The following is a 15750-nucleotide window of genomic DNA, read 5'->3' as shown; positions in this document are numbered from 1 at the left end:
CAGTGTCTCAGGCTTTCGAGGGGTTTTTGGGGAGTGATTTCGCGCCATCCTGAGTGACGCGCGTGGCCCCGAAGTAGTCGGGCGAGTCGATCTTGTCGAAGCGGATCACCGACCCGGTGTACGGCGCGTCGATCATGTAGCCGCCGCCCACGTACAGCCCCACGTGGTGAATGGCACGGGAGTTGGAGAGGTCGTTCGAGAAGAACACCAGGTCCCCCGGCAGCAGCTGATCGCGCGACGGATGCTCCCCGGCGTTGTACTGGTCGTTGGCCACCCGGGGCAGCGTGATCCCGACACTGCGGTACGCGGCCTGCGTCAGCCCCGAGCAGTCGAACCGCCCGCCCTGCCCCGCGGTGCCGGTCCCGCCCCAGAGGTACGGCGTGCCGAGCTTCTGCTGCGCGTAGTAGATGGCCGCGGCCGCCTGCTGCGAGGGAGCCACCCCGTTGACCGGCCTGGCGAAACTCTTCTCCAGGGTGCGGATGACCTTGACGTAGTTCTGGGTCTCCCGGTACGGCGGGACCCCGCCGTGCTGGATGACGGCGTACGACCCCGCGTTGTACGCGGCGAGCATGTTGTCGCTCTGGTCGCCCGGCACGTTCTTCACGTATTTGGCCAGTTCGCAGTCGTACGACGCGGCTGACGGGATCGCGTCGGCCGGATCCCAGATGTCCTTCTTGCCGTCGCCGTTCCCGTCGACACCGTGCGTCGCCCAGGTGCCGGGGATGAACTGGGCCATCCCCTGCGCGTTCGCCGGGCTCTTGGCCGTCGGGTTCCAGCCGCTCTCCTGGTACAACTGGGCGGCGAGCAGCGCGGGGTTGAGCGCGGGGCAGAGGTTGCCCCACTTCTGCACGGTCGCCTGATAGGCGGCCGGCACGGCGCCCTTGGCCAGCGCGACAGTGGAACCGGTGCTGCCGATTCCGGCCGCGGCGGAGTACGTACCGACCACGAGCAGGCCGATGAAGCCCAGGCTCGTCCCGACCCCGATCCCGCCCATGACCAAGACTTTGCGCATCCCTCAACCATCCCCCATTCGGGCCCGGTTCACCGCCCACTTCACTCGGAAGCCCGAACATGTGATGCAGGCGTAGTCCCCTTCTCCGCCACCGGGCCCGGCCCCTCCGCGCTCGCCGGCCAGGTGGGAGGCGCGGCCGGCGAGGCGTCGATCAGGTTGGCGGTGTACGCACCGCGCACCGCCCGTGAGGTCCGAGTGCGTCCACCGGGCCCACTGTTTCAGCCGACCCGGCGCCAATCAAGGGGCGTTGGCCGCACTGCCGCCCCGTCAGCGGCCGCCCGCGCCGCCCTGCCGCAGCTTCTTGAAGGTGTACGCGCCCCCGCGCACGGCAGGCACGGAGGTGCACCTGACCAGCGACCGCTCGCTGTCCGTACGGCCGCGGCTCCGGCCGGGCCGCCGGTACTCGACGAGGTACGTCCCGTGCAGGACGACGCGGCTGTCCCGGTCCAGTGAGCAGGTGATCGTCGTACCGGTCTCGGTGCCGGTGCCGGCGGCTGCGGCCAGGGGACCGGCCGCGGCCCCACCGGCAGCGGACTCCGGTTCGGCGCCCGCGGATCCGGGCTCCCGCACCGCCCGCACCGTGATGCCGCTGACCCGCGTGCCGCTGCCCGCACCACCGCCCAGCCGGCCGCCCGGCGCGGGGTGGACGAGCGCGGGGACGAACCCGCCGCCCGGGACCACCGCGGCGAAGTCGCCGTCCCAGGACCAGCCGGAGTCGACGTCGTACGACAGGTCGGCCGGGCTCATCCGGTCCAGGTCGACCTGGACCGCGGGCCCGGGAGCCGACTCCACCACCGACCCCGGCGCCGGGGCGTCGGCCGCGAAGGCCAGAACCACCTGCCCGATCGGGAAGACGACGTTCTGACCCTGTCCGGCCAGCGGCAGCGAACAGACCGGCACGGGGGCGCCCCCCTCCGGAGCGGGCTGCGCCAGACCGCACGAGAGCGGAATCGCGGTGGTGTCCGAGATGGTGACCGCCCCGGGCGTCCCCCCGCCGATGACCGTGCCGCGTGCCCCCGGGCCGACATCGAGGGTCTGCCCCGGCGCGACCCGGGTGAGGTCCACCCCGGCGAGCCGGGCACCGGCCGGAGTCTCACCGGCCGTGACGAAGGCGTAGTACTGCTCGGTCCAGGCCAGTTCGGTCCGGGTCGTGTAGGTGCTCGTGGAACTCCACAGGACGGGCAGCCCCCCGGTGCTCTGCTCGCTCTGCACGGCCTTGAACATCAGCAGCCGGTGGCCGGCGGCAGTCAGCTGACGCACGGTCGCGGCGGGCATGTTGACCCGGACCGCGTACCGCACACCGGGAGCGGCGAACCGGTGGGCCGCGGTCCTGGCGGGCCCGGCGTGCGGGACGGGGCGGACGGACGGGGCCGGCCGGGGGGACGCGGCCCCGCCCGCCCGGCTCAGCAGCGCGGGCACCAGGGCGGCGGCACCCGCTACCGCGCCGCCCGCGGAAACCTGCCTGAGAAAGGTGCGCCGGGACTGCTCAGCCATGGGATGTCCTCCGAGTCTCGCGGTGACAGGGCCGCCGGACCGGTCAGCGGGACAGCCCCGCGGGCACCTCAGCACACCCCCGCACAGCACGGTGCGAGGCACACGGCCCGAACGGGACGCCTGCACCCGCACGGCCGAAGAACGGGACGGAACACGCCCGCCGTTCGAATCCGGCGGAAACAGGACGCCGCCCTCCACCGCAGCGGCGTCATTGCCCGGCGTCACCCCCCGTGATACACAGAGTAACCATGCATGTTCGACCGAAACCGCGTCCGCACCGCAGGTCAGAGCAGCATGTTCGGACAAATGTGCGGGCATGTGCGTAAAGAGAGCCGCCGGGTTACACACGGGGGCGGTTTCATCAGCGAAGATAGGGCGTGACCCGTGCACCGGAGCATGGGCACGAACTACCCGATAGGGGCGGTGAGTTACATGAACCTGGCAGCCGACAAGGGCGACATCAGCACCATCATCGGCGGAATCGCCCCCAACTGGGGGCCGTTCGGCAGCCTCGGCAACGAGGCACGGATCATGGTCGAGGTCGTGATGGCCGTCGCCATCCTGCTCTGCCTCGGCATCGCGATCTGGGGTGCGGCCAAGCAGCGTATCGGCGCCACCGCACTGCGGGACACCTTCAGCGCGGAACAGGGCAAGGGCCTGATCGTCGCCGGACTCACCGGCGTCTTCATCATCGGCTCACTGGGAACCGTCTTCACCATCGTGTACGGGATGGCCGTCTGACCCCGCATCATCCGTCCCGCAGTCCCCGGGCGTGCCCGGCCCACCCAGAGGTTGCGCATCCCTGATGTCGAGTCACCACACCCCGCCCGCGCGGGAGCCAGCACAGTTACCGTCGTACTGCACGACGACACGGCAAACGGTTGAGGGGGCGTCCGCGGCATGAGTCTCGGAGACGAGAACAACTACGGCAGCGACGCGGGCCGCTCCGACGGCATGGGCGGCTCGGGCCAGACCCGTACACGCCTGCCCGAGGGCGAGGGCGACCCGTACGGCGGCGGCAGACGACCCGTACGCACCTCGCGCTCCCTCATCACGGTCGTGGGCGTCGTGGTGCTGCTCATCGCCGCCATCGCCTTCGCCAACCGCGGCAACGGAAGTGGCAGCGACTCGTCGGCGGACAGCAACGGAGCGGCGAAGCCGGGCTCGAACGCGACAGCCGCCTCCGGCGTCAAACCGGTCACGGGAAGCACCAGCGGCATCGCCTCGGGCTTTCCCCACACCGGCCAGGGGGCACAGAGCGCGGCGGCGAACTATGCGGTGGCACTGGGCTCCGACGGCATGTTCAAGAAGGACACCCGTCACAGCATCGTGAACGCGGTGTACGCGCCCGACGTGGCCTCCGCCCAGCTGAGCGATCTCGACAAGGTCTACTCGGGCCGGAAGTTCCTCGCGAGCATCGGGCTCAAGGCAGACGGCTCGGCTCCCGCGGGCATGACCTTCGTCTCCCGCACCGCCCCCGTCGGCACCAAGGCCGTCAAGGTGGCGGCGGACACAGCCAGCGTCTCGGTCTGGTACTCCTCTCTGTTCGGACTGGCGGGCCAAGGCTCGACCAACCCCGTATCCGAGAGCTGGTACACGAACACCTTCGAGCTGAAGTGGGTCAATGGCGACTGGAGAGTCACGGGCTCCAGTCAGAAGGACGGTCCGGTGCCTGTCGGCCGTGACCAGACCGCTTCCAGCGCCAAGGACATGGCGGACGCCGTGAAACAGTTCGGAGGGTTCACGTATGCCAGGTAAGCACTCCCGCCGCGCCCTCTCACTGGCGTCCGTGGTGACAGCCGCACAGACTGCCGCCGTCCTGCTGGCGACCCGTGCCGCCGCCGCGCCGTCACCGACTCCGAGCCCGAGCAACGGCGCCTGCGACCTGATCCGCGGCCGCGCCCACGACATCTGCGAAGGCGACGCAGGCACCGGCGCGAACACCAGCAACACCCCCCCGGCCGACTCCCTCGACCCCCTCTCCTCCCTCGCCAAGGGCTGCGCCGACGCCGCCGCCTGGATCGTCGGCAAGCTCTCCGACGCGGTGAAGGGCACGGCCAACGTCGACTTCACCAACAGCTCCTTCCTGCGCCAGTACGCCGTCGTCTTCGCCGCCTCCACCATCCTCACGCTCGTCCTCTGGCTCCTCGCCGTGGCCAAGCGCGCCGTGCGCGGCGTCCCCCTCACCACCGCGCTCTCCGAGGCCATCGGCTTCCTCTGGCTGACCGTCATCGCCTCCGCCTTCACCCCGCTGATCCTCTACACACTGGTCTCGGCCACCGACAGCGTCACCGAGGTCATCGCATCAGCCACCGGCGGCAAGAACGACGTGTTCTTCGGAGCCTTCGCCGAGGCCCTCAAGAAGGGCTCCGACATCGGCGGCGGCCCGATCATGCTGATCGTCACCTCGCTCGTGTCGATCCTCGCCGCCGGTGTCCTCTGGCTCGAACTCGTCATCCGGGCCGCCCTCCTGTACGCGGGCGCCCTGCTCGGCACCGTCGTCTACGCGGGCCTCGTCGACAAGAACATGTGGGGCCACGTCCGCCGCTGGGCCGGGATCATGATCGCGGTGATCATGATCAAACCGGTCATCGTGATCGTGCTCGGCCTGGCCGGCGCGCTCTCCTCCGGCAAGGGCCCCGACTCCTTCTCCGCCGTCGTCTCCGGCCTTGCGATCATCCTGCTCGCCATCTTCGCCAGCGGCATGATCTACCGCTTCGTCCCCGGCTTCGGCGACGAGGTCGCCGCCTCCCGCACCAACCGCAAGTCCGCGACCGACGGCGCCCAGGCCGCCGCCATGATCAGCTCACCCGCCGCGCTCGTGTCCCAGGGCATCAAGACCCACAGCAGCCGCGGTGGGGGCGGGGGCGGAAACGACAGCGGGAGCGGGGGAGGCGGCGGCGGGCGCCCCGCCAACCCCGTCTCCGGAGGCGTGGCGGCCCACAGCACCCGCGGCGGCTCCGGAGGACAGGGCGGCCAGGGCGGCGGCGGAACCGGCGGAAAGATCCCCAACGCCGCGTCCCCGCCCCGTAACAAGCCCAGCAGCACCGGAACGCACAGCACACGCAACAACGGCACAGGAGGAGGAGGGCGTTGACGACCCAGTCCCAGCCGGTCGCGCCCCGCCGCACGTATCTGATCGGCCGCGCCCGGCCATCGGCGATCGTCGGCAAGAACCGCGAGACGGGCGAGATCGCACTGATCATCGCGGGCGCCTTCGTCGGCATGATGTGCGGGCTCCTCGTCCCCGTCCTGCCCCTGCGCATCGTGACGCTGACCGGCTTCCCGATGCTGGCACTCGCCGCGGTGTACGTCCCGTACAAGCACCGCACGTTCTACAAGTGGTTCGAGATCAACCGCAGCTACAAGCGCTCCCTGCGCCGCGGCACCGCCTACCGCTCCCCCACCATGGAAGCGGGCATCGCACTCGACGGCCGCGAGGTCGAGATCGGCCCGCCCCCCGGTATCGGCCGGATCAACTGGCTGGCGGCCCCCTTCGGCCCCGACGAGATCGCCGTACTCCTGCACGCCGACCGGCGCACCGTGACCGCCGCCATCGAGATCGAGGGCCCCGGCGTCGGCCTGCGCGACTCGGAGGACCAGGAAGCGCTGGTGGACCGGTTCGGCACCCTGCTCAAGCACGTGGCCAACGGCGACGGATTCGTCACCCGCCTGCAGATCCTCGCCCGCACCCTCCCCGCCGACCCGGACGCGCACGCCAAGGACGTCGCCCAGCGCGGCGACCCCCGCGCCCCCGGCTGGCTCCAGGACTCGTACGACCAACTCGCCTCCATGGTCTCCACCTCCAGCGAGCAGCACCGCGCGTACCTGGTGGCCTGTATGCACTTCACGCGCGAACTGGCGTCCGAAGCCCACGCCATGGCCCGCGCCGCCCGGCCCGCCGCCGGCCGCAGGCTCGACAAGGACGCCGGCCTCGCGGTCGTCATGGCCCGCGAGCTCACCGACATCTGCGCCCGCCTCGCCGAGGCCGACATCCGGGTACGCCAGCCCCTCGGCCAGGGACGGCTCTCCTCGCTCGTGCACTCCATGTACGACCCGGACCACCCCATCGACCACATCCAGGCGATGACGAAGCGCAACGCCTGGCCCGCCGAGCTCGACGCCATGGAGCCCACCTACCTCCAGGCCAAGACCCGCGAGTCCTCCACCCGCGCGCCCTGGTGCCACGCCACGGCCTGGGTGAAGGAGTGGCCGATGACCCCCGTCGGCGTCAACTTCCTCGCCCCGCTGCTCGTCCACACCCCGGACGTCATCCGAACGGTCGCGGTCTGCATGGACCTCGAACCGACCGAGGTCGCCATCGAGCGCATGCTCACCGAGAAGACCAACGACGAGGCCGAGGCCTCCCGCGCCGCCAAGATGAACCGGACCGTCGACCCGCGCGACGTCGCCACCCACGGCCGCCTCGACCAGCGCGGCGAGGACCTCGCCAGCGGGGCGGCCGGCGTCAACCTGGTCGGGTACATCACGGTCTCGTCCCGCTCACCCGAAGCACTGGCCCGCGACAAGCGGACCATCCGCGCATCGGCCGGCAAGTCGTATCTCAAGCTCGAATGGTGCGACCGCGAGCACCACCGGGCCTTTGTGAATACGCTGCCGTTCGCGACCGGCATCCGCCGATAGGGGACCTGTGATGCGAGATCCGATGTCAGCCGTCACCGACGCCTTCTCCGCGTTCCTCTTCGGCAAGGTCGAGACGACCCGCCTCCCGGTCCGTACGTCGACGGGCCAGGCCCAGGCGGTCTACCTGCCGACCGCAGCCCCCGGCCTCGGCGACTCCGGCGTGATCATCGGCCGCGAGGTCTACTCGGGCAAGGGGTACATCTACGACCCCTTCCAGCTGTACGGACAGCAGCTGCCCGCCCCGCACTGGCTGGTGCTCGGCGAATCCGGCAACGGCAAGTCCTCCCTGGAGAAGACCTACGTCCTGCGCCAGCTGCGCTTCAAGGACCGCCAAGTGGTGGTCCTGGACGCCCAGGGCGAGGACGGCGCAGGTGAATGGGCCCTCATCGCCCAGCAGCTGGGTATAACCCCCATCCGGCTGGACGCGATGGCCGCGCTCGACCACGGCATCCGGCTCAACCCGCTGGATCCGGCCATCGCCACCACGGGCCAGCTGGCCCTGCTCCGTACGATCATCGAAGTCGCCATGGGCCACGGCCTGGACGAACGCTCCGGCTTCGCCCTCAAGGTGGCGCACGCCTACGTCAACGAGACGATCACCGACCGCCAGCCCGTACTCACCGACATCGTCGAACAGCTCCGCCACCCCGAACCGGAGTCGGCGGAGGCGATGAACGTCGGTATAGACGATGTACGGGCCTGGGGCCTGGACGTCGCCCTTGTCCTGGACCGCCTGGTGGACGGCGACCTGCGCGGCATGTTCGACGGACCCACCTCGGTCGGCATCGACCTGGACGCCCCGCTCATCGTCTTCGACCTGTCGCACATCGACCGCAACTCCATCGCCATGCCCATCCTGATGGCGATCGTCGGTGTCTGGCTGGAACACACCTGGATCCGCCCGGACCGCAAGAAGCGCATCTTCCTGGTGGAAGAGGCCTGGCACATCATCAACAGCCCCTTCGTGGCGCAGCTCTTCCAGCGCCTGCTGAAGTTCGGGCGACGGCTCGGCCTGTCGTTCGTGGCGGTGGTCCACCACCTCTCGGACGTGGTGGACGGGGCAGCCGCCCGGGAGGCCGCGGCCATCCTGAAGATGGCATCGACCCGGACGATCTACGCCCAGAAGGCAGACGAGGCCCGGGCGACGGGCCGCGTCCTGGGCCTGCCGCGCTGGGCCGTCGAGATCATCCCGACCCTGACCCCGGGCATCGCGGTCTGGGACGTGAACGGCAATGTCCAGGTCGTCAAACACCTGATCACCGAGGCCGAACGCCCGCTGGTCTTCACCGACCGCGCGATGACCGAGTCGTCGACCCCCGACGCGGACGACGCGCTGACCCTCCAGCTGGAGACGGAGGCGGAGGAAAGGGCGGCCAGGATCGAGCGGCAGCTGAACGAGTCCTCAGAGTCGACGGTGGCCTGACATGCGCGACACCCCGCACCACGGGCTCCCCCAGCCGCACGAGCACCACAACCGGCGCCAACCGCCGCACCGGCAGCCGTCCCAGCCACCGTCACCGTCCCAACCACCGTCGCCGTCACCGTCACGCGGAATCCCGGACGGCCTGCTGCTCGCGCTGATCGTCTTCCTGCTCGGCCTGACCTTCCTGGTCTGGCTGGCGACCGGCCTCGCCGCGCTGTTCGCCCACGGCGCCTGGCCGGACGGCGTGACCATCTCGCACACCCCGGTGGCCATGCGCGAACTGGCCGCGTCCCCGCACGATCTCGCCGCGGCCTGGCCGGACACCCCGCCGGGCGGGCTCTCGGGGTACGGGCTGTTCTGGGGCCTGCTCATCAGCGAAGTCCTGATCCTGCTGGTGCTGACCGTGTTCGTCCTGGGCACGGTGACCCGCTGGCGCGCGGTACGCAGCGCCCGGAGGTACGGAAAGGCGCCGGACGACCGCACCGGCACCAGCCCGGAGCCCACCGGCACACCACGCGTCGCACCCCCGAGGTCACCGGAACGCAGCACGGCAGAACCACCCGCACCACAGGAGCCGTACGCACCGCACGAGCCGTACGCACCGCACGAGCCCCGCGACACCGTACTGTTCGAGCAGGCCGGACAACCCGAGCCGCCTGGGCAACCCGAACAGCTAGGGCACCACGGGCTCCTCGCCGGTGCCGCCGCACCCGCACCACCCCCGGCCGCCACAGCCGCACCCGACCCGATCGCCCCCGTCCCGGCCGCCGCCGAAGCCCTCCTCCCGGTACCCCTGCTCCACTTCGGACCCGCACCGGTCCGCAGGGCCGCCGCGGTCCGGGCCGTGAGCGACGCGGCGGGCCCCGCGCTCGTCGTCACCTCCTCACCCGCCGTCTGGTCGGAGACGAAGGACGCCCGGGCCAAGCTCGGCCCCGTACTCGTCTACGACCCCGGCCACCTCTGCGACACCCCCGCCCGCCTCCACTGGTCCCCCACCAGCGGCTGCGAGGACGCCGACACCGCGGCCGCCCGGGCCGTCGCGCTGCTCGCACCGGTCCGTCCGGCCGCCCGCATCGACACCACCATGGCCGACACCGCCGAGACGCTCCTGCGCTGCTGGCTGCATGCCGCAGCCGTGGACGGCCGCCCGTTCCGGCAGGTCCACCGCTGGGCCCAGGGCGCCGGTCAGGCCCATGAGCCGGTACGCATCCTCCGCACCCACCCCAGAGCGAGCTCAGGAACGGCGGGCCTCCTGGAGAGCGCCCTCACCGCACACGCCGAACGCCGCGATGTGGCACAGGAGCTGACAGTACGTGCGCTGACTGCGCTCTCCTCGGTCCACATCCGCGAAGCCTGCACGCCGAACCGAACCGATACGGTCACACTGGAATCATTCATCCACGAGGGGGGCACTCTCTATGTGGTGGGTGAAGCAATCGAGGACCCGCGTACGCGCCCCGGCGCCATGCCGTTGCTCACCGCACTCGCCTCCAGCGTGGTCGAGCACGGCCGCCGCTTGGCCGCACGGTCAACTGACGGTCGGCTCGACCCACCAATGACGCTCGTCCTGGACGACATCGCCGCCGTGGCCCCGCTCCCGCAGCTGCCGAAGCTGCTGGCAACCGGTCAGGAGCAGGGCCTGCACCCGCTGGCGCTGCTCCGCTCCCGCGAACAGGCACGCGCCCGCTGGCCGCACCAGGAACTCCCCGACGCCGCCCCCTTCTGACGGCGCCGCCGGGGCAGCCAAAGCCCCACCCCGTCCCGTACGGCAGCCGCTACTCCCAGTCCCAGTCGATTCCCACCCGCCCCGGCCGTACCTCCTGCTCCACGGTGTGGACCGACCGGTACAGACCGCTGAGCGTCAGATCCCGGCGGGCGCCCCGTGCCGTCCCCGCCGTGGCCTGCGCGAAGCGCCGGCACCGTACCGGGAGCGCGTGCTCGTCGAAGCGGACCTGCAGGACGTACTGCCCACCGGCGAAGCTGAATCCGCGCACGTACTCACTGCTCGGCCCGCCGGTGCCGTCCTCGAACCCGTACCCGAAGACATACGTCTCCCCCGCCCGCAGCCGGGCGTCGAACAGCAGCTCCGCGACGACCACCCCGGTCTCCCGCTCCCACCGCACCCGCCCGGTACGGCAGTTCTCCCCGGCCAGGACCTCGACCCGCCCGGGATCGCAGCCGGGATCCCCGTGGTGGATGGCCACATAGCGGTCGACCCCGTCGCGGTGCGCGCGGACGACATGCTGCGACGAGCGGCCGACGAGGCGCCGGTCCGCCCCGATCCGCACGGACTCGTGGTGGCCCACCGTGTGCAGCCCACCGTCCGCCGGACTCTCCATCTCGGCGAGCAGCCCCTCAAGCACGGCCGCACCCGCCACCAGCGAACGGTACGGGCGTCCGGCGGGCCGCTCACCGGCCCCGCGCGCACCACCGCCCCCCGCAAGCCCCCCGTCCCCGTCCGCGAGCAGCCGCACCAGTGAGCCGGGAGGCAGCCGCAGTACCTCCTCCAGCGCACTCACCGCTCGCAGCGACTCGGCCCGCCGGGGCCGTCGCACCCCCTGCTGCCAGTAACTGAGGCTCGTCACACCGACCTTGATCCCCCGGTTCGCCAGATGGTGCCGCACCCGGTGCAGCGGCAGTCCCCTTACGGCGAAGGCCGTACGCAGCGCGAGGTGGAAGGGCCCGGTGTGCAGAGCCCGGGCGAGTTCGGTCCCGGCGGACAGCGGATCCGGCCCGGTGATCCGTTCCATCAGCACCCCTCCGGTTCCGGTGAACATTCACGGCGGCCGGTGGAACAGCGCAGCGGACGAAGCCGGCCGTGCAGGTGGCGAGGGGGGCCGTTCACAACCGGCCACGCGCCGTTCACAGTGCCGTGCCCCCGCGTATTCAACCGCGTTGACCCGCACGCAACAACACCCGATGCTCACCACAGCGTCCGGACGCACTCCTCCAATCCACCCCCACCCCGGGAGGAACGCGATGCGCACCCACAGGAGACGGCTGACCCTGGCCGCCCTCGGCACAGCGGCGGCCCTGTTCGCCCTGCCCACCGCCACAGCAGCGGCAGCCACCCCCGTCGCAACCACCCCCGCTGCCGTGGCCGGCAGCACCGTCACCGCCAGACCCGCCACGGCGGCGGCGCCGGGAGCCAAACGCCTCGACATCACCATGCAGGAGCAGCAGCAGACCAACTGGTGCTGGGCTGCGAGCGGAAACACCGTCGCCGGCTGGTACGGACGCGACTACAGCCAGAACCAGTTCTGCAACGCCGCCTTCGGCCGCAGCCAGAACGGCAACTGCCCCAACGACCAGGCCACCCTCGCCAACGTCCAGGACGGCCTCGACTGGGCCGGTATCAGCCCGGGTTCGTACGTCACCGGCTGGCTCCAGTACTCCACCGTGCAGACCGAGATAAACGCCGGCCGCCCGATCGCGGACCGCATCCAGTGGTCGAGCGGCGGCGGGCACATGAACGTGATCTACGGCTACGACACCGCCAGCGACTGGGTCTACTGGGGTGACCCGTGGCCCTCGGACAACCGCTACAACTGGGCGGCCCACGACTGGTACGTCAGCAACAACGAGTTCTCCTGGACCCACTCGCTCTACCGGATCGGGGCGTGACCACCATGCAGAGACGCCACACGCACCCCGCTCCGCACCATCGAGCCGTCCTGCGCGCGGTCCTCGCCGGGGCAGCGGTCACAGCGGTACTCGCCCTCGCCCCGAACGCCTCCGCAGCCGACCACTCCACTGACCCCGCCGCGCCCACCGCGCACCTCACCGACTCCGCGGCCGGCCGCAGCGCGGCACAGCGGGCAGCGACAGCTCCCGCCACGCTCACCACCCTGGCGCGCTTCTTCGCCAGCTCCGGCACCCACCCGCCGACAGCAGCAGCCTCCGGCCCGGCCCCGCGGATCAAGGGCCAGACCGTGCCGGTCTACACACTCTCCCCGGACTTCGTCGCAGCCCGCTCCGGTGCCCCGGTCGCCCGGCTGGACTTCCTGGCCAGTACCGCGGTCGCCGCCGACGGCCGGAAAGCATCGGTGTGGACGGCGCCGCAGGGGTCGTCCTGGCAGGTGGTGAACATCGCCACCGGCGACGACGAGACGCGCTACGCGAGCCGGGGCGCCGAGAAGCTGCCCGGCGGCACCGTCTTCCGCGAGCCGCAGATCAACGCCTGGTACGTCATGAAGGGGACCCGGATCCTCCCCCTGGACGCCGAGGCCGTACGGGCGGTCGGCGCAGACGGAACGACGCTGGCCGCCTACCAGCACCGGGTGCACCAGGCCTACGGTGACAAGCTGCCCGGCTCTGCGTACGCGAAGAAGGGCGAGGCGGGCGGCTATGCCGACAGCACCGGCACTCACCGCACCGCGGCCCCCACGACCACGGCGGCCGGGTCAGCCGCATCGACGCCCCTCTCGGCCGGGACGGCGCTGTGGGCAGGCGGGGCGGGAGCACTGGTGCTGGGCCTCGGTGCCCTGTTCGTACGCCGCACTGCCCGTCACACCGGCCGGCCGACCGCCATCTCCAGCTCGCGCGCCGCTGCGTCACCGGGGGTCGGGACCGAATAACCGGTCGGTACGAAACCGATCTTGCGGTAGAAGCCGGCAGCCCGGTCATTGGCCTGGTGCACGAAGAGCCGCACCCGCTCGACCCGCGGTTCCTCCAGCGACCAGGCCCACTCCATCGCCGATCGGAAGAGCTCCTGGGTGAGACCCACTCCACGGGACTCGGGCCGTACATACACACCGACCAGATGCGCCTGCGGTACGGAGTTCACCTCGCCGAAGATCCCCTCGGCCCCGACGGGCTCGACCAGCACGACCACCGTGCCGGACCACGCCCCGTCGGGGCCCTCCGCGATGAACTGCCGGGCAGCGCCCCCGTGCGAGGCCCCGGCCGCCCGGTCCTGCCAGAAGGAATCGGGGCGGGCGATGGCCGCTTCATGGGTTTCGAGATAGGCAATGGGTGCTGCGGGGTCCTGGAGGGCGGTCAGCCTCAGCTCCTTGACCTTGCGCCACTCATCAGCCCGCACAGGTCGTATGACGTCATCCATGCCGGGATCCTGCCAGACGGCCCCACGGGACCGCACACGGATTTGAAGTACGTAGACATGTGAACTGCATGTGGACGCAAAAATGCCTCAGCCTCGGACCATAACGGTCCGGGGCTGAGGCTAAAAATTGTTCGGCGGCGTCCTACTCTCCCACAGGGTCCCCCCTGCAGTACCATCGGCGCTGAAAGGCTTAGCTTCCGGGTTCGGAATGTAACCGGGCGTTTCCCTAACGCAATGACCACCGAAACACTATGAAATTAACCAACACCGGATAACAACACGGTCGTTCGTTATTTCAGAACTAACACAGTGGACGCGAGCAACTGAGGACAAGCCCTCGGCCTATTAGTACCAGTCAGCTCCACCCGTTACCGGGCTTCCACATCTGGCCTATCAACCCAGTCGTCTACTGGGAGCCTTAACCCCTCAAAGGGGGAGGGAATACTCATCTCGAAGCAGGCTTCCCGCTTAGATGCTTTCAGCGGTTATCCTTTCCGAACGTAGCCAACCAGCCATGCCCTTGGCAGGACAACTGGCACACCAGAGGTTCGTCCGTCCCGGTCCTCTCGTACTAGGGACAGCCCTTCTCAATATTCCTACGCGCGCAGAGGATAGGGACCGAACTGTCTCACGACGTTCTAAACCCAGCTCGCGTACCGCTTTAATGGGCGAACAGCCCAACCCTTGGGACCGACTCCAGCCCCAGGATGCGACGAGCCGACATCGAGGTGCCAAACCATCCCGTCGATATGGACTCTTGGGGAAGATCAGCCTGTTATCCCCGGGGTACCTTTTATCCGTTGAGCGACAGCGCTTCCACAAGCCACTGCCGGATCACTAGTCCCGACTTTCGTCCCTGCTCGACCCGTCGGTCTCACAGTCAAGCTCCCTTGTGCACTTACACTCAACACCTGATTGCCAACCAGGCTGAGGGAACCTTTGGGCGCCTCCGTTACTCTTTAGGAGGCAACCGCCCCAGTTAAACTACCCATCAGACACTGTCCCTGATCCGGATCACGGACCGAGGTTAGACATCCAGCACGACCAGAGTGGTATTTCAACGACGACTCCACAACCACTGGCGTGGCCGCTTCACAGTCTCCCACCTATCCTACACAAGCCGAACCGAACACCAATATCAAACTGTAGTAAAGGTCCCGGGGTCTTTCCGTCCTTCTGCGCGAAACGAGCATCTTTACTCGTAGTGCAATTTCACCGGGCCTATGGTTGAGACAGTCGAGAAGTCGTTACGCCATTCGTGCAGGTCGGAACTTACCCGACAAGGAATTTCGCTACCTTAGGATGGTTATAGTTACCACCGCCGTTTACTGGCGCTTAAGTTCTCAGCTTCGCCACACCGAAATGTGACTAACCGGTCCCCTTAACGTTCCAGCACCGGGCAGGCGTCAGTCCGTATACATCGCCTTACGGCTTCGCACGGACCTGTGTTTTTAGTAAACAGTCGCTTCTCGCTGGTCTCTGCGGCCACCCCCAGCTCACCAAGTAAATTGGATCACCAGAAATGGCCCCCCTTCTCCCGAAGTTACGGGGGCATTTTGCCGAGTTCCTTAACCATAGTTCACCCGAACGCCTCGGTATTCTCTACCTGACCACCTGAGTCGGTTTAGGGTACGGGCCGCCATGAAACTCGCTAGAGGCTTTTCTCGACAGCATAGGATCATCCACTTCACCACAATCGGCTCGGCATCAGGTCTCACCCACCATGTCATCCGGATTTACCTGGACAACGGGCTACACCCTTACCCCGGGACAACCACCGCCCGGGCTGGACTACCTTCCTGCGTCACCCCATCGCTTACCTACTACCACCTTGGTTCAGCGGCTCCACCACTCCCCTTTGCCCGAAGGCTCCAGGACGGCTTCACGGCCTTAGCATCAGAGGATTCAGTATTGGGCGTTTCAAAGCGGGTACCGGAATATCAACCGGTTGTCCATCGACTACGCCTGTCGGCCTCGCCTTAGGTCCCGACTTACCCTGGGCAGATCAGCTTGACCCAGGAACCCTTAGTCAATCGGCGCACACGTTTCTCACGTGTGTATCGCTACTCATGCCTGCATTCTCACTCGTGAACCGTCCACAACTCGCTTCCGCGG

The 15750-nt window shown here is 69.1% G+C and carries 12 protein-coding genes and 2 rRNA genes (1 of these 14 cut by a window edge); 8 read left to right on the top strand and 6 right to left on the bottom strand.

The window, feature by feature from the left end; translation table 11 throughout:
• Positions 1-7: 7 nt before the first annotated feature.
• Positions 8-1012, bottom strand: coding sequence for an NlpC/P60 family protein (locus OG285_RS18455; protein ID WP_371791593.1), 1005 nt, complete (start codon positions 1010-1012; stop codon positions 8-10).
• Positions 1013-1279: 267 nt separating this feature from the next.
• Positions 1280-2506, bottom strand: coding sequence for a hypothetical protein (locus tag OG285_RS18450; RefSeq protein WP_371791592.1), 1227 nt, complete (start codon positions 2504-2506; stop codon positions 1280-1282).
• 432 nt (positions 2507-2938) lie between these two features.
• Between OG285_RS18450 and OG285_RS18445 the strand changes: the two genes are divergently transcribed.
• The 6 genes from OG285_RS18445 to OG285_RS18420 all read left to right on the top strand — a co-directional run bounded on the left by OG285_RS18445 (position 2939) and on the right by OG285_RS18420 (position 10299).
• Complete coding sequence (locus tag OG285_RS18445) at positions 2939-3247, top strand: hypothetical protein (RefSeq protein ID WP_164265700.1); 309 nt, start codon at positions 2939-2941, stop codon at positions 3245-3247.
• Between the two features lie 159 nt (positions 3248-3406).
• Positions 3407-4264, top strand: a complete 858-nt coding sequence (locus tag OG285_RS18440) for a hypothetical protein (protein WP_371791591.1) — start codon at positions 3407-3409, stop codon at positions 4262-4264.
• Positions 4254-5603: a hypothetical protein gene (locus tag OG285_RS18435; RefSeq protein WP_371791590.1), complete on the top strand. Its 1350-nt coding sequence runs from the start codon at positions 4254-4256 to the stop codon at positions 5601-5603. Before OG285_RS18440 ends, OG285_RS18435 begins: the two co-directional genes overlap by 11 nt.
• Entirely contained in the window at positions 5600-7150 is a 1551-nt protein-coding gene (locus OG285_RS18430; RefSeq protein ID WP_356827446.1) for an SCO6880 family protein, read from the top strand. Before OG285_RS18435 ends, OG285_RS18430 begins: the two co-directional genes overlap by 4 nt.
• A gap of 10 nt (positions 7151-7160) precedes the next feature.
• On the top strand, positions 7161-8573 hold the full coding sequence (locus OG285_RS18425; protein WP_356827444.1) for an ATP-binding protein: 1413 nt from the start codon (positions 7161-7163) through the stop codon (positions 8571-8573).
• Position 8574: 1 nt separating this feature from the next.
• Entirely contained in the window at positions 8575-10299 is a 1725-nt protein-coding gene (locus tag OG285_RS18420; RefSeq protein WP_371791589.1) for a type VI secretion protein, read from the top strand.
• Positions 10300-10348: 49 nt separating this feature from the next.
• Here OG285_RS18420 and OG285_RS18415 read toward each other — a convergent pair whose 3' ends face one another.
• Positions 10349-11323, bottom strand: coding sequence for a hypothetical protein (locus OG285_RS18415; protein ID WP_356827440.1), 975 nt, complete (start codon positions 11321-11323; stop codon positions 10349-10351).
• Between the two features lie 229 nt (positions 11324-11552).
• Here OG285_RS18415 and OG285_RS18410 point away from each other — a divergent pair, with 229 nt between their 5' ends.
• Both OG285_RS18410 and OG285_RS18405 read left to right on the top strand, forming a co-directional pair.
• Complete coding sequence (locus OG285_RS18410; RefSeq protein WP_371791588.1) at positions 11553-12197, top strand: papain-like cysteine protease family protein; 645 nt, start codon at positions 11553-11555, stop codon at positions 12195-12197.
• 5 nt (positions 12198-12202) lie between these two features.
• A complete protein-coding gene (locus OG285_RS18405; RefSeq protein ID WP_371793563.1) occupies positions 12203-13150 on the top strand; it encodes a hypothetical protein in 948 nt (315 codons plus the stop codon).
• Here the strand turns inward: OG285_RS18405 and OG285_RS18400 are convergent.
• From OG285_RS18400 to OG285_RS18390, 3 genes are all read right to left on the bottom strand, one after another.
• Positions 13081-13635, bottom strand: coding sequence for a GNAT family N-acetyltransferase (locus tag OG285_RS18400; protein WP_356827436.1), 555 nt, complete (start codon positions 13633-13635; stop codon positions 13081-13083). The two genes, OG285_RS18405 and OG285_RS18400, sit on opposite strands and share 70 nt — an antisense overlap.
• 129 nt (positions 13636-13764) lie before the next feature.
• Positions 13765-13881 (bottom strand): 5S ribosomal RNA (rrf, locus tag OG285_RS18395).
• 79 nt (positions 13882-13960) lie between these two features.
• A 23S ribosomal RNA gene (locus OG285_RS18390) occupies positions 13961-15750 on the bottom strand (it continues 1335 nt past the right edge of the window).

It is taken from the genome of Streptomyces sp. NBC_01471, assembly GCF_041438865.1.
Lineage (GTDB): Bacteria > Actinomycetota > Actinomycetes > Streptomycetales > Streptomycetaceae > Streptomyces.
The sequence above is the reverse complement of the archived record's forward strand: the minus strand, read 5'-3'. Positions and strand labels throughout refer to the sequence as shown.

Coding starts and splice junctions, on each gene's coding strand:
- OG285_RS18415 (WP_356827440.1), bottom strand. CDS start 11,323: ATGGAACGGATCACCGGGCCGGATCCGCTGTCCGCCGGGACCGAACTC.
- OG285_RS18420 (WP_371791589.1), top strand. CDS start 8,575: ATGCGCGACACCCCGCACCACGGGCTCCCCCAGCCGCACGAGCACCAC.
- OG285_RS18400 (WP_356827436.1), bottom strand. CDS start 13,635: ATGGATGACGTCATACGACCTGTGCGGGCTGATGAGTGGCGCAAGGTC.
- OG285_RS18445 (WP_164265700.1), top strand. CDS start 2,939: ATGAACCTGGCAGCCGACAAGGGCGACATCAGCACCATCATCGGCGGA.
- OG285_RS18410 (WP_371791588.1), top strand. CDS start 11,553: ATGCGCACCCACAGGAGACGGCTGACCCTGGCCGCCCTCGGCACAGCG.
- OG285_RS18450 (WP_371791592.1), bottom strand. CDS start 2,506: ATGGCTGAGCAGTCCCGGCGCACCTTTCTCAGGCAGGTTTCCGCGGGC.
- OG285_RS18435 (WP_371791590.1), top strand. CDS start 4,254: ATGCCAGGTAAGCACTCCCGCCGCGCCCTCTCACTGGCGTCCGTGGTG.
- OG285_RS18455 (WP_371791593.1), bottom strand. CDS start 1,012: ATGCGCAAAGTCTTGGTCATGGGCGGGATCGGGGTCGGGACGAGCCTG.
- OG285_RS18440 (WP_371791591.1), top strand. CDS start 3,407: ATGAGTCTCGGAGACGAGAACAACTACGGCAGCGACGCGGGCCGCTCC.
- OG285_RS18405 (WP_371793563.1), top strand. CDS start 12,203: ATGCAGAGACGCCACACGCACCCCGCTCCGCACCATCGAGCCGTCCTG.
- OG285_RS18425 (WP_356827444.1), top strand. CDS start 7,161: ATGCGAGATCCGATGTCAGCCGTCACCGACGCCTTCTCCGCGTTCCTC.